The organism is Micromonospora sp. WMMA1976, assembly GCF_027497335.1.
Taxonomy (GTDB): Bacteria; Actinomycetota; Actinomycetes; order Mycobacteriales; family Micromonosporaceae; genus Micromonospora; species Micromonospora aurantiaca.
In genome coordinates this window covers 4,242,779-4,256,156 of the sequence record NZ_CP114912.1, presented here as the reverse complement: position 1 = coordinate 4,256,156, position 13,378 = coordinate 4,242,779, and the positions used below count along the sequence as shown (strand labels likewise).

Sequence of the window (13,378 nt, the reverse complement as noted above, 5' to 3'; positions counted from 1 at the left end):
GTCCGGACCGGAATCCGCTGCCGGAAGCGCGCGGCGCGCCCGTGAATACGTGCGGGACCGGAAAAAGACCCCGCCGCCGGGCGGGGCGCGGCATGCTTGCCCCGATGAGCAGGCAGACGGCTCTGGCCGACCTGGAGCAGGAGATCGCGGCGCCCGGCGCGGGGCCGGACCGCCTGCGCCTGGTCGGTACGCCGTTCGTGCCGGAGGTGCGTCTGCACCTGGCCGAGGACGCCATCCTGTGGTGGGCCCGGATGGAGGCCGCCGCCGGGCGGTCGCTGCCGCCGCCGTACTGGGCGTCGGTGTGGGCCGGTGGGCAGGCGCTCGCCCGGCACCTGCTGGACCACCCGGAGCTGGCCGCCGGGCGACGGGTGCTCGACCTGGGCGCCGGATCGGGGCTGGTCGCCATCGCCGCCGCGCTCGCCGGCGCCGACGAGGTGGTCGCCAACGACATCGACCCGTACGCGGTGGCGGCGGTCACCGTCAACGCGCGGGCCAACCGGGTCCGGGTGACGGCCGACGGCGCCGACCTGCTCGACGGGGTGGCGGGCGCCGACCTGCTGGTGGCAGGGGACGCGCTCTACGACGCGGGCCTGGCCGCCCGGGTCCTGCCGTACCTGCGGCGCTGCGCCGCACACGGCGTACAGGTGCTGGTCGGCGACCCGGACCGGGGCCACCTGCCGCCGGACGGGCTGGAACTGGTGGCCAGCTATCCGGTGCCGACCACGGAACCCTACGTCGACTCCCCGGTACGCCGGGTGCAGGTGCTCCGCCCCCGCTGACCCGCCTGACCCTAGGGGTCTCCCCGGCCGGGTGTCGGGGACCACTGGGGGATCATGCCCGATGTGCCGGCGTGCCCCCGCCGCATAGCGTGCAGCTCATGAACGAACTCGTGGCCGCCGCCGGTGAGCTGCCCACCACCCTGCTGATGGGGCTGCTCGGCGTGGTCATGCTCGCCGACGCCGTACCCCTGATCGGGGTGCTGGTGCCCGGCGACGCCGCGGTCCTCGCGGCGGTCGGCGCGGGTCGTCCGGCCGGTGGGGCGTTCACCGTCGCGGCGGTGGTCGCGGGCTGCCTGGCCGGCTGGTCGCTGAGCTTCTTCGCCGGCCGGCGCTGGGGCGGGCGGCTGCGGGACAGCCGGGTGGGCGGCTGGATCGGCGAGTCCCGCTGGGCCGCCGCCGAGACGCTGCTGCACCGCGGCGGCGGACGGATCGTGCTGGTGGCGCCGTTCCTGCCGGTGTTCAACGCGTTGCTGCCGCTGGCCGCGGGCGGGCTGCGGATGTCGTACCGGCGGTTCCTGGTCTGCGCGGCGGCCGGAGCCACCGCCTGGGCGGGGCTCTACGTGGCGCTGGGGCTCGCCGCACGGGCACTGACCGGCCTGCTGCCCGCGGCGCTGAACCCCACGGTGCTGACCATGGCGGTCGGGCTGCTGCTGGCCGGCCCGGTGCTGCTCGCCACCCGGCGGCGGCTGCGGGCGGTCACCGGCTGACCGCGCCCGGCCCGGCCGTCACGGGGGAGGCCGGACCGGGCGTGCTCACCAGCCGCGTGCGCGCCACTGCGGCACCGCGGGCCGCTCGGCGCCGATGGTGCTGTCCTTGCCGTGGCCCGGGTAGAACCAGGTGTCGTCCGGCAGCCGGTCGAAGAGCTTGGCCTCGACGTCGTCGATGAGCCGGCCGAAGCGCTCCGGGTCCTGGTCCGTGTTGCCCACGCCGCCCGGAAAAAGTGAGTCACCGGTGAAGAGGTGCGGGGGGCCGGCCGGGTCGCGGTAGAGCAGCGCGATCGAGCCCGGCGTGTGCCCGCGCAGGTGGATGACCTCCAGCGCGCAGTCGCCGACCGGCACCGTGTCGCCGTCGGCGAGCCGCTCGGCGGAGATGGGCAGACCCTCGGCGTCGTCGGCGTGGACCAGCGCGCGCGCCCCGGTCTTGGCCACCACCTCCTCCAGCGCGACCCAGTGGTCCATGTGCTGGTGGGTGGTCACCACGGCGGCCAGCCCGCCGTCGCCGGCCAGCTCCAGCAGGCGCGGCGCCTCGTTCGCGGCGTCGATGAGCACCTGCTCGCCGGTGGCGTTGCAGCGCAGCAGATAGGCGTTGTTGTCCATCGGGCCCACCGACAGCTTGGTGACGGTGAGCCGGTCGAGCTCGCGCACGGCCGGCGGACCGCCGGGCGTGACGTCTCCGGTGTAGGTCATGACGATGTTCAGATCCATTCCGGTGGGTTCGGCAGAGGACCGTCGGGTTCGACGGTGAGCAGGTCGCCCGCGCCCCGGCCGGTGAGCCAGGCGGCGAGTTCCGGCGCGGGGCCGGTGACCGTGGGCGCCCCCTCGGGGTCACCCACGACGAGTTCGGACGCCGCGCCGTCGAAACGCAGCACCATGGCCGGCGCGGCCGGGGTACCGGCCAGCCCGGTCACCACCTCGTGCAGCAGCCGCTGGGCGAACGCGTCCGGCCAGTCCGCGGGCCGGTAACCGGCCGCCAGGTCGACGTGGTGCACCTCGACCTCGCGCAGCCTGCCCCAGACCAGCATCGCCGCCGGCCAGGGGCCGCGCCGGGTCTGCACCGTGGCGCCCCACGCGTCGGCGGGCATCGCCGCGACCGCCGCGTCGAAGCGCTGGCCGCTGCGGCGCAGGTCGTCCAGCAGGTCGGCCGGGCCGCGCCCGGCGCCGGCGTCGATGTCGTCGGCGCGGGCCTGCGCCGAGGCGTACATCGGGATCTCCTCGCCGGTGCGCGCCGAGGTGAGCAGGTTGACGAACCCGTCGGCGTTGCGGGCCAGGTGGGTGAGCACGTGCGCGCGGGACCAGCCCGGCAGCAGGGAGGGCGCCGCGACGTCCGCGGCGGTCAGGCCGGACACGGTACGCAGCAGCCGGTCGTTCGCCTCGGCCAGCGGGCCGGTCAGCAGCAGGGGGTCGGCGGTCATCGCGTTCTCACCCGTCCGACCCTAGCGGGCCGGACCGGGCCGTGCCCGGGGGGAAATCGCTTTCGGCGCGTCGGCGGGACACCTACCGTCGGGGCCGACGACATCGGACCGGCGCCGCACGCGCCAGGCGTCCACGTCGTCGCGAACGCGGCACCGGGAGTCGGAGGGGAGGTGGTGTGCATGCCGGTCGCAGCGCGTGTGTTCCGCCGTATCTCCCCTCGACACCGATGAGGACACCATGACTCTCGATCTGACCGCCCTCGGCTGGGACGCCGGCTGGGCGGACCGTCTCGACCGGCGCGCCGGCCACCGTCCCGGGCGGGTCGCCCGGGTGGACCGGGGCGTCTGCACCGTGCTGTGCCCGCAAGGGCCGGTGCGGGCCAGCCTCGGCGGCGGCGTGCTGTCCGCCGCCGCCCGCGACCTGACCGCGCTGCCCTGCGCGGGTGACTGGGTGCTGCTGTCCACCTGGCCGGACGGCCCGGTCACGGTGGAGGTGGTGCTGCCGCGGCGTACCGCGCTGGTGCGGCGCACCGCGGGCAAGGACTCCAGCGGCCAGGTGCTGGCCGCCAACCTCGACGCCGCCGCGGTGGTCGAGCCGGTGCACCCGGAACCGGACGCCGCGCGGATCGAACGGCTGCTCTCCCTGGCGCACGAATCCGGGGCGGAGCCGCTCGTCGTGCTCACCAAGGCCGACCTGGCCGCCGACCCGGCGGCGGTGGCCCGGCAACTGGCCGACCTCGCGCCGGGGGTGCCGGTGCTGCCGGTCAGCGCCGAGCGGGGCACCGGCCTGGCGCCGCTGCGCCGGCACGTCGCCCCGGGCCGCACGCTCGGCCTGCTCGGCCCCTCCGGGGCCGGCAAGTCGAGCCTGGTCAACGCGCTGGCCGGGGCGGACGTGATGCGCACCCAGGCGATCCGCCGGGTCGACGGCAAGGGCCGGCACACCACCACCTGGCGGTCGCTGGTGCCGCTGCCGGGTGGGGGAGCGGTGCTGGACACCCCCGGGGTACGGGCGGTCGGCCTGCTCGACGGCGCGGCCGGGCTGGACCGGGCGTTCGCCGACATCACCGAGCTGGCCGCCGGCTGCCGGTACGCCGACTGTGCCCACGACGCCGAGCCGGGCTGCGCGGTGCGGGCCGCGCTGGACGACGGCGAGCTGCCGGTGCGCCGCTGGGAGAGCTGGCGGCGGCTGCAGCGGGAGATCGAGCACGAGGGCGGTCGCCGCGCGGCCCGGCTGGCGGCCGAACGGCGGGGAGGATGGCGGGCCGGTCGGCGACGCACCGGACGTCCGGCGACTCCGCCCGCTCCCGGGGCATTCTGAGCCGGCCCGGGCCGGTCGGGTGGACCTGCGTGGTTCGCGCCCGACCGGCCTGAGCTGGGGGAATGTTCGCGCGACGGAAGTTGTCATACGTCGGGGCTAGAGTTGCCGGGGCGTCTTCTCTGCGCCCCCGACAACCTGTGAAAACCACCCAGACCCGGCGTCTGGTGCACAGATCCGCCTCATATTCTTCTTCCGGGAGCACACGCACCGTGGCCGACCGACTGATCATCCGTGGCGCGCGCGAGCACAACCTGCGTGACGTCAGTCTCGACCTGCCCCGGGACGCCCTGATCGTCTTCACCGGGCTCTCCGGTTCGGGCAAGTCGAGCCTGGCGTTCGACACCATCTTCGCCGAGGGGCAGCGCCGCTACGTCGAGTCGCTGTCGTCGTACGCCCGGCAGTTCCTCGGCCAGATGGACAAGCCCGACGTCGACTTCATCGAGGGCCTCAGTCCCGCCGTCTCCATCGACCAGAAGTCCACCTCGCGCAACCCCCGCTCCACCGTCGGCACCATCACCGAGGTCTACGACTACCTCCGCCTGCTGTTCGCCCGCATCGGCGAGCCGCACTGCCCGATCTGCGGCGAGCGGATCTCCAAGCAGAGCCCGCAGCAGATCGTCGACCGGGTCCTGGCCATGGCCGAGGGCACCCGGTTCATGGTGCTCGCGCCGGTGGTGCGCGGCCGGAAGGGCGAGTACGTCGACCTGTTCGCCGAGCTCCAGGCCAAGGGCTACGCCCGGGCCCGGGTCGACGGCGTGGTGCACCCGCTGACCGAGCCGCCGAAGCTCAAGAAGCAGGAGAAGCACACCATCGAGGTGGTGATCGACCGGCTCAGCGTCAAGCCCAGCGCCAAGCAGCGGCTGACCGACTCGGTCGAGGCCGCGCTCGGTCTCTCCGGCGGCCTGGTGCTGCTCGACTTCGTCGACCTGCCGGAGGACGACCCGGCCCGGGAACGCCGCTACTCCGAGCACCTGGCCTGCCCGAACGACCACCCGCTCGCGATCGAGGACCTGGAACCCCGGGTCTTCTCCTTCAACGCCCCGTACGGCGCCTGCCCGGAGTGCACCGGCCTCGGCACCAAGAAGGAGGTCGACCCGGAGCTGGTCATCCCCGACCCGGAGCGCACGCTGCGCGAGGGTGCGATCCAGCCCTGGGCCACCGGGCACAACCTCGAATACTTCCTGCGGCTGCTGGAGGCGCTCGGCGAGGCCGAGCACTTCGACATCGACACCCCGTGGCGGGCGCTGCCGTCGCGGGCGCAGAAGACGATCCTGCACGGCTCCGACGACCAGGTGCACGTGCGCTACCGCAACAAGTACGGCCGCGAGCGCTCCTACTACACCGGCTTCGAGGGTGTGGTGCAGTGGATCGAGCGTCGGCACACCGACACCGAGTCGGAGTGGTCCCGGGACAAGTACGAGGGTTACATGCGGGACGTGCCCTGCGCGGCCTGCGGCGGCACCCGGCTCAAGCCGGAGGTGCTCGCGGTCACCCTGGCCGGCAAGAGCATCGCCGAGGTCTGCAACCTCTCCGTCGGCGAGGCGGCCGACCTGCTCGCCGGCATCGAGCTGACCGACCGGCAGAAGATGATCGCCGAGCGCGTGCTCAAGGAGATCAACGCCCGGCTGAAGTTCCTGCTCGACGTCGGTCTGGACTACCTCTCGCTGGATCGCCCGGCCGGCACGCTCTCCGGCGGTGAGGCCCAGCGCATCCGGCTGGCCACCCAGATCGGCTCCGGCCTGGTCGGCGTGCTCTACGTGCTCGACGAGCCGTCGATCGGCTTGCACCAGCGCGACAACCACCGGCTCATCGAGACGCTGCTGCGGCTGCGCGGCCTGGGCAACACGCTGATCGTGGTCGAGCACGACGAGGACACCATCCGGGTGGCGGACTGGATCGTCGACATCGGCCCGGGCGCGGGCGAGCACGGCGGCAAGATCGTGCACAGCGGGTCGGTGCCGGCGCTGCTCGACAACACCGAGTCGGTCACCGGGGCGTACCTGGCCGGGCGCAAGGCCATCCCGACGCCGGCCGGCCGCCGGCCGCAGACCCCGGGCCGCGAACTGGTGGTGCACGGCGCGCGCGAGCACAACCTGCGCAACCTCACCGTGAGCTTCCCGCTGGGCCAGCTCATCGCGGTCACCGGCGTCAGCGGCTCGGGCAAGTCGACGCTCGTCAACGACATCCTCTACACGGTGCTCGCCAACCAGATCAACGGTGCCCGGCTGGTGCCCGGCCGGCACACTCGGATCACCGGCCTGGAGAACGTGGACAAGGTCGTCGGCGTGGACCAGTCGCCGATCGGGCGGACGCCGCGCTCCAACCCGGCCACCTACACCGGCGTCTGGGACCACATCCGCAAGCTGTTCGCCGAGACCACCGAGGCCAAGGTCCGGGGGTACGGCCCGGGTCGGTTCTCGTTCAACGTCAAGGGCGGGCGCTGCGAGGCGTGCTCCGGCGACGGCACGATCAAGATCGAGATGAACTTCCTGCCGGACGTCTACGTCCCCTGCGAGGTGTGCAAGGGCGCGCGCTACAACCGCGAGACGCTCGAGGTGCACTACAAGGGCAAGACGGTCGCCGAGGTGCTGGACATGCCGATCGAGGAGGCGGCCGAGTTCTTCTCCGCCATCCCGGCCATCCACCGGCACCTCCGGACGCTCGTCGACGTCGGCCTCGGCTACGTCCGCCTCGGCCAGCCCGCGCCGACGCTGTCCGGCGGCGAGGCGCAGCGCGTCAAGCTCGCCTCCGAACTCCAGAAGCGCTCCACCGGCCGCACCGTCTACGTGCTCGACGAGCCCACCACCGGCCTGCACTTCGAGGACATCCGCAAGCTGCTGATGGTGCTGGAGGGCCTGGTCGACAAGGGCAACACGGTCATCACCATCGAGCACAACCTCGACGTGATCAAGACGGCCGACTGGCTCATCGACATGGGCCCGGAGGGCGGTCACCGGGGCGGCACCGTCATCGCCACCGGCACGCCGGAGGAGGTCGCCGAGGTGCCGGAGAGCCACACCGGGCAGTTCCTGCGGCCGATCCTCAAGCTCGACGGCGAGGCCAAGGGCGCCAAGGCGGCCACCACCCGGGCGGCGAAGGCCAACGGCAGCGCCAAGTCGCGGACCCGCAAGGTCCCCGCCGGGGCACGCTGACCGGCGTCCTTCAACGCGGCTCCCGGTTCGTTGACGCGTCAATATGAACCGTGCCGCAAGCTGGTGCGTGTTCCGCAGTAAGCCGAGAGAGAGGCCGGACATGAGTGATGATCAGGCGCTGACCCGACCGTTCACCCAGAGCCGCCGCAGTCTGCTCGCCGGAGCCGGCGCGGTGGGCGCAGCCGTGGTGCTCGCGGGCTGCGGCAGTGACGACGACGCGTCCCCCGGGGCGGCCCCGACCAGCGGCGGCCCGCCCGGCGCCACCGCGACCGGCGACGCGGGCGGCGGCGACCGGGACGGCAGCAGCGCGCTGGCGCGCACCTCGGACATCCCGGTCGGCGGCGGCGCCGTCTTCGCCAGCCAGGGTGTGGTGATCACCCAGCCCGAGGCCGGCCAGTTCAAGGCGTTCGACCCGATCTGCACGCACCAGCGCTGCCCGGTGTCGAACGTCGACGGCGGCACGATCAACTGCACCTGCCACAACAGCCGGTTCTCGATCGTCGACGGCTCGGTGAAGGGTGGCCCGGCCACCAAGCCGCTCGCGGCGAAGGAGATCAAGGTCGACGGCGACCAGATCAAGCTGGCCTGACCCGTTCCGCGCCCCCGTCGGCACGCCGTCGGCGGGGGCGCGGCGACGGTCGCGTGTCAGGGGTGCGGACTAGGCTTGACGCCGTGGCTGACCCCTCGACCTACCGTCCCGCGCCCGGCACCATCCCGGAGTCGCCAGGGGTCTACCGCTTCCGCGACGGCACCGGCCGGGTGATCTACGTCGGCAAGGCGCGCAACCTGCGCAGCCGGCTCAACTCCTACTTCGCCGACCCGGTCGGCCTGCACCAGCGCACCCGGCAGATGGTGTTCACCGCCGAGTCGGTCGACTGGATCACCGTCGCCACCGAGGTCGAGGCGCTCCAGCAGGAATACACCTGGATCAAGCAGTACGACCCCCGGTTCAACGTCCGCTACCGCGACGACAAGTCCTACCCCTATCTCGCGGTCACGCTCGACGAGGAATACCCGCGGTTGCAGGTGATGCGCGGGGTGAAGCGCAAGGGCGTGCGCTACTTCGGGCCGTACTCGCACGCCTGGGCGATCCGCGAGACGCTCGACCTGCTGCTGCGGGTCTTCCCGGCGCGGACCTGTTCGTCCGGGGTGTTCAAGCGGGCCGGCCAGGTCGGCCGGCCCTGCCTGCTCGGCTACATCGGCAAGTGCTCGGCGCCGTGCGTCGGCAGCGTCACCGCCGAACAGCACCGGGAGATCGTGGACGGCTTCTGCGACTTCATGGCCGGCCGCACCGACAGCATGGTCCGGCGGCTGGAGAAGGAGATGCTCGACGCCAGCGAGCAGCTGGAGTTCGAGCGGGCCGCCCGGCTGCGCGACGACGTCGCGGCGCTGCGCCGGGCGATGGAGAAGCAGACGGTGGTGCTCGGCGACGGCACCGACGCCGACGTGGTCGCGTTCGCCGACGACCCGCTCGAAGCCGCCGTGCAGGTCTTCCACGTGCGCGGCGGCCGGGTGCGCGGCCAGCGCGGCTGGGTGGTGGAGAAGACCGAGGAACTGACCACCGGTGACCTCGTGCACCACTTCTGCACCCAGGTGTACGGCGGCGAGCAGGGCGAGGCCGATGTGCCCCGCGAGCTGCTCGTGCCCGAGTTGCCGGGCGACGCCGAGGCGCTCGCCGACTGGCTCACCGCCCGCCGGGGCAGCCGGGTGTCGCTGCGGGTGCCGCAGCGCGGCGACAAGCGGTCGCTGCTGGAGACCGTCGAGCGCAACGCCAAGGACGCGCTGGCCCGGCACAAGCTCAAGCGGGCCGGTGACCTGACCACCCGCAGTCAGGCGCTCGACGAGATCGCCGACGCGCTCGCCATGAACACCTCACCGCTGCGCATCGAGTGCTTCGACGTGTCCCAGATCCAGGGCACCGACGTGGTCGCCAGCATGGTCGTGTTCGAGGACGGGCTGCCTCGCAAGAGCGAATACCGCCGGTTCATCGTGCGCGGCGCCACCGACGACCTGTCGGCCATGTCCGAGGTGCTGCGGCGGCGCTTCGCCCGCTACCTCGACGCCCGCGCCGAGACCGGTGAGCTGGGCGAGGAGACCGCCTCCGACCCCGACCGGCCGGGCATCGACCCGACCACCGGGCGGCCGCGCAAGTTCGCGTACCCGCCGCAGCTCGTCGTGGTCGACGGCGGCCCGCCCCAGGTCGCCGCCGCCGCGAAGGCGCTCGCCGAACTGGGCATCGACGACGTGGCGTTGTGCGGGCTGGCCAAGCGGCTGGAGGAGGTCTGGCTGCCCGACGACGAGTTCCCGGTGATCCTGCCGCGCACCTCCGAGGCGCTCTACCTGCTGCAGCGGGTCCGCGACGAGGCGCACCGGTTCGCCATCACGTTCCACAGGCAGCGGCGTTCCAAGCGGATGACCGAATCCGCGCTTGACAACATCCCCGGCCTCGGCGACGTACGCCGCAAGGCGCTGCTGCGGCACTTCGGCTCGTTGAAGCGGCTGTCGTCCGCCACCGTGGAGGAGATCACCGAGGTGCCCGGGGTGGGCAGGCGTACGGCCGAGGCGATCCTGGCCGCACTGGACGGCTCCCCAGCCGACGCCCCCACGGCCGCCCCCCGTTCCTGACCCTTCTCTTGCTCGCGCCTGCCGTCGTAGGCCCCGGCCGGTGTCCAGCGTGCGTCAACAAACGCCCGTTGTCCGGTCCGCCGGCCCGCCACCACCGTCGCTGCCGTGGGTGGAACGCCGTGGGTGTCTCCGCCCGCCTTTGACACCTACGACGTTCCAGCCACGCCTGTTCCTGATGGGCGAAACCGCCATCCCGTCCCCTGATCTTGCAGTTGGTGCCCAACAAGTGCCCGATTTGCCGCCCGGCGCGTCCTGGGACCGGTGTCCGGTTTGCCGGGGTGGCGCGTTGTGGCCGGCGCCATGCTCACGGCGGAATCGGGGGTGGGGTGCAGGCGTTGTACATGGCTGACCGCCCAGGCACCAGGTCGAGCGCCGGACACCGGTCCGCCGAGGCGCCCGGATTGGTCAGGGAATCGGTCCGGCCCGGTCGTCGTTACATCCCCGAGCGACGGGCACCGCCGTCCCGGAATGACCCCGGCCCGGTGGTCGTTACATCCCCGAGCCGCGCAGAGCAGGCCCTCCGGGCCGCCCGCGTGCCGCCCGTCCGACGGGCACCCCTCAAGACTTTCCCCCTTCGCGGCACCCCCTGCCGCGCTTATCCCCCACTTCAGGGAGGCAACCATCATGGCTACCACTCTGCTGCGTAAGACCGTTCTGACCGCTGCCGGTATCGCCGCCACCACCGGAGGCATCGCCGGCCCCGCGATCGCCGCCCACGCCGCCCCGGCCGAGCGCACCGCTCAGATCACCACCGACCGTAAGGGCCACGGCGAGCGGGAACTCGACGTCCGCTACGAGGCGCAGCCCAACTTCTACTTCTGCGGCCCCGCCGCCGCCCGCAACGCCCTGTCCGTACAGGGCAAGAACATCGACGTGCACGCCATGGCCCGCGAGATGGGCACCACCGAGGCCGGCACCAACTCCATCAACGACATCACCCCGGTGTTGAACAAGGAGACCGGCGCGAAGGACGCCTACAAGTCGGTCGAGATCAGCACCCCCAAGGCCGACGACAAGCAGACCGACAAGCTTCGCGCTGACGTGGTCAAGACCGTCGACGCCGGCCGGGCCGTGGTCGCCAACATCGCCGGCACCGCCACCGACACCGACGGCAACACCCACTCCTTCGAGGGCGGCCACTACATCAGCGTCATCGGCTACCGCGACGACGGCAAGACCGTCACCATCGCCGACAGCGCCGACCCGAACACCGCCACCTACCGCATGAGCATCGACAACCTCGCCGACTGGATCGCCACCCGCGGCTACAGCACCAGCTGACCAACCGCCGCACCAACGGCTGCAGAGCAAGAGCAAGAGCAAGGCGCACGCGAAAGGGCCCGACCCCCACCACGGGGGCCGGGCCCTTTTCGCGTGCGTCAGGACTCGGCGAGCACGGCCAGGATCGCCTCGCCGTACTTGGCGAGCTTGTTCTCGCCGACCCCGTTGACCCGGGACAGCTCGGCCAGCGAGGCGGGCGGCTCGGCGGCGATCTGCCGCAGGGTCGCGTCGTGGAAGATGACGTACGCCGGGACGCCCTGCTCCTTGGCGGTGGCCGCGCGCCACGCGCGGAGCCGCTCGAAGACGGGCGCGGCGGCGGGGGACAGGTCGGCGACCACTGTGGCGGCGCCCCGGGGTTTGGCGGACCGGCCGCCCGCCGGACGTTCCGGCTCCTTGCGCAGGGTGACGGTACGGCGGCGGCCGAGCACGTCCGCGCTCGCGTCGGTCAGTGCCAGCGTGCCGTAGTCGCCCTCGACGGCGAGCAGGCCCTCGGCGAGCAGTTGCCGCACCACGCCACGCCACTCCGCCTCGCGCAGCTCGGTGCCGATGCCGAAGGTGCTGAGCGCGTCGTGGCCGTGCTGATCGATCTTGTCGGTGTGCTTGCCGAGCAGGATGTCGATGCTGTGCCCGGCACCGAACCGCTGGTTGCGTTCGCGGTCGAGCCGGTAGACGGTGGACAGCAGCTTCTGCGCGGCGACGGTACCGTCCCAGGACTCCGGCGGTTCGAGGCAGGTGTCGCAGTTGCCGCAGTCGGCCACCTCGGTCTCGCCGAAGTATTCGAGCAGCTGGGAACGGCGGCAGCGGACCGTCTCACAGAGCGCCAGCATGGCGTCCAGGTGGGCGGCGAGGTTACGCCGGTGCGCCAGGTCGCCCTCGGACGTCTCGATCATCTTGCGTTGCTGCACGACGTCCTGGAGCCCGTACGCCAGCCAGGCCGTGGACGGCAGCCCGTCGCGCCCGGCGCGGCCGGTCTCCTGGTAGTAGCCCTCCACCGACTTCGGCAGGTCCAGGTGGGCGACGAAGCGTACGTCGGGCTTGTCGATGCCCATGCCGAACGCGATGGTGGCGACCATGACCAGGCCGTCCTCGCGCAGGAACCGCTGCTGGTTGGCGGCGCGGGTCGAGGCGTCCAGCCCGGCGTGGTACGGCAGCGCGGGGATGCCGTTGGCGACCAGGAACTCGGCGGTCTTCTCCACCGAGGCGCGGGACAGGCAGTAGACGATGCCGGCGTCGCCGGGGTGCTCGTCACGCAGCAGGCTCAGCAACTGCTTGCGTGGTTCCCGTTTGGGGACGATGCGGTACTGGATGTTGGGCCGGTCGAAGCTGGCCACGAAGTGCCGGGCCTCGGTGAGCCGCAGCCGGGTGGCGATCTCGGTGCGGGTCGCCCGGGTCGCGGTGGCGGTCAGCGCGATTCTCGGTACGTCCGGCCAGCGCTCGTGCAGCATCGACAGGTTGAGGTAGTCGGGGCGGAAGTCGTGCCCCCACTGAGACACGCAGTGCGCCTCGTCGATCGCGAACAGCGCGATCCGGCCGCGTTCCAACAGGCCGAGCGTGGATCGCACGGCCAGCCCTTCCGGGGCGAGGTAGAGCAGGTCCAGCTCACCGGCGAGGTAGGCCGCCTCGACCCGGCGCCGCTGCGCGGGATCCTGGGTCGAGTTGAGGAACCCGGCCCGGACGCCGACCGCGGTGAGCGTGTCGACCTGGTCCTGCATGAGCGCGATGAGCGGCGAGACGACCACCGCCACGCCGTCGCGGACCAGCGCGGGGATCTGGTAGCACAGCGACTTGCCGCCACCGGTGGGCATCAGCACCAGCGCGTCGCCGCCGGCTACCACGTGTTCGACGACCTCCTGCTGGAAGCCGCGGAAGGCGTCGTACCCGAAGACCCGCCGCAACACGTCGAGCGCGTCGCCGGTCGGTGGGGAGCCGGCCGGTGCGGAGGTGGTCCGCTCATCGGTGGGGGAGACCATCCGCGCAGTCTACGAGCGTCCCCCGACAGCGCCCGTCCGGCGAGCCGTTCCGGGGGCGGCGACATGTTCCGGTGGTCACCCCGTGGAATCCCGGGCCGGGTCGCAGCCGTTAGAGTCGCTGA

At 72.7% G+C, this 13,378-nt stretch carries 10 protein-coding genes; 7 read left to right on the top strand and 3 right to left on the bottom strand.

Annotated features, from left to right (window positions below):
• Positions 1-104 precede the first annotated feature (104 nt).
• Positions 105-779, top strand: coding sequence for a 50S ribosomal protein L11 methyltransferase (locus O7546_RS19400; protein WP_194803189.1), 675 nt, complete (start codon positions 105-107; stop codon positions 777-779).
• A 98-nt stretch (positions 780-877) separates the two neighbouring features.
• Positions 878-1,486 carry a VTT domain-containing protein gene (locus O7546_RS19395; protein ID WP_194803188.1) on the top strand — a complete coding sequence of 203 codons (609 nt, stop codon included), beginning with the start codon at positions 878-880 and terminating at the stop codon, positions 1,484-1,486.
• Positions 1,487-1,531: 45 nt separating this feature from the next.
• Here O7546_RS19395 and O7546_RS19390 read toward each other — a convergent pair whose 3' ends face one another.
• Both O7546_RS19390 and O7546_RS19385 read right to left on the bottom strand, forming a co-directional pair.
• A complete protein-coding gene (locus tag O7546_RS19390) occupies positions 1,532-2,185 on the bottom strand; it encodes an MBL fold metallo-hydrolase (protein ID WP_194803187.1) in 654 nt (217 codons plus the stop codon).
• A gap of 8 nt (positions 2,186-2,193) precedes the next feature.
• Positions 2,194-2,910, bottom strand: a complete 717-nt coding sequence (locus O7546_RS19385; RefSeq protein WP_281599868.1) for a maleylpyruvate isomerase family mycothiol-dependent enzyme — start codon at positions 2,908-2,910, stop codon at positions 2,194-2,196.
• A gap of 238 nt (positions 2,911-3,148) precedes the next feature.
• Between O7546_RS19385 and rsgA the strand changes: the two genes are divergently transcribed.
• From rsgA to O7546_RS19360, 5 genes are all read left to right on the top strand, one after another.
• Positions 3,149-4,228 (top strand): ribosome small subunit-dependent GTPase A, encoded by a 1,080-nt coding sequence (gene rsgA, locus O7546_RS19380; RefSeq protein ID WP_194803185.1) that lies wholly within the window; start codon positions 3,149-3,151, stop codon positions 4,226-4,228.
• 209 nt (positions 4,229-4,437) lie between these two features.
• Positions 4,438-7,380, top strand: a complete 2,943-nt coding sequence (gene uvrA / locus O7546_RS19375; RefSeq protein WP_194803184.1) for an excinuclease ABC subunit UvrA — start codon at positions 4,438-4,440, stop codon at positions 7,378-7,380.
• A 100-nt stretch (positions 7,381-7,480) separates the two neighbouring features.
• A complete protein-coding gene (locus tag O7546_RS19370; protein ID WP_194803183.1) occupies positions 7,481-7,969 on the top strand; it encodes a Rieske (2Fe-2S) protein in 489 nt (162 codons plus the stop codon).
• Positions 7,970-8,052: 83 nt separating this feature from the next.
• Entirely contained in the window at positions 8,053-10,005 is a 1,953-nt protein-coding gene (gene uvrC, locus O7546_RS19365; RefSeq protein WP_194803182.1) for an excinuclease ABC subunit UvrC, read from the top strand.
• 624 nt (positions 10,006-10,629) lie between these two features.
• Positions 10,630-11,286, top strand: a complete 657-nt coding sequence (locus O7546_RS19360) for a C39 family peptidase (protein WP_194803181.1) — start codon at positions 10,630-10,632, stop codon at positions 11,284-11,286.
• A gap of 98 nt (positions 11,287-11,384) precedes the next feature.
• Here O7546_RS19360 and recQ read toward each other — a convergent pair whose 3' ends face one another.
• On the bottom strand, positions 11,385-13,256 hold the full coding sequence (gene recQ / locus O7546_RS19355) for a DNA helicase RecQ (RefSeq protein ID WP_194803180.1): 1,872 nt from the start codon (positions 13,254-13,256) through the stop codon (positions 11,385-11,387).
• Positions 13,257-13,378 lie beyond the last annotated feature (122 nt).

Coding starts and splice junctions, on each gene's coding strand:
- rsgA (WP_194803185.1), top strand. CDS start 3,149: ATGACTCTCGATCTGACCGCCCTCGGCTGGGACGCCGGCTGGGCGGAC.
- O7546_RS19400 (WP_194803189.1), top strand. CDS start 105: ATGAGCAGGCAGACGGCTCTGGCCGACCTGGAGCAGGAGATCGCGGCG.
- O7546_RS19395 (WP_194803188.1), top strand. CDS start 878: ATGAACGAACTCGTGGCCGCCGCCGGTGAGCTGCCCACCACCCTGCTG.
- recQ (WP_194803180.1), bottom strand. CDS start 13,256: ATGGTCTCCCCCACCGATGAGCGGACCACCTCCGCACCGGCCGGCTCC.
- O7546_RS19390 (WP_194803187.1), bottom strand. CDS start 2,185: ATGACCTACACCGGAGACGTCACGCCCGGCGGTCCGCCGGCCGTGCGC.
- O7546_RS19370 (WP_194803183.1), top strand. CDS start 7,481: ATGAGTGATGATCAGGCGCTGACCCGACCGTTCACCCAGAGCCGCCGC.
- O7546_RS19360 (WP_194803181.1), top strand. CDS start 10,630: ATGGCTACCACTCTGCTGCGTAAGACCGTTCTGACCGCTGCCGGTATC.
- O7546_RS19385 (WP_281599868.1), bottom strand. CDS start 2,910: ATGACCGCCGACCCCCTGCTGCTGACCGGCCCGCTGGCCGAGGCGAAC.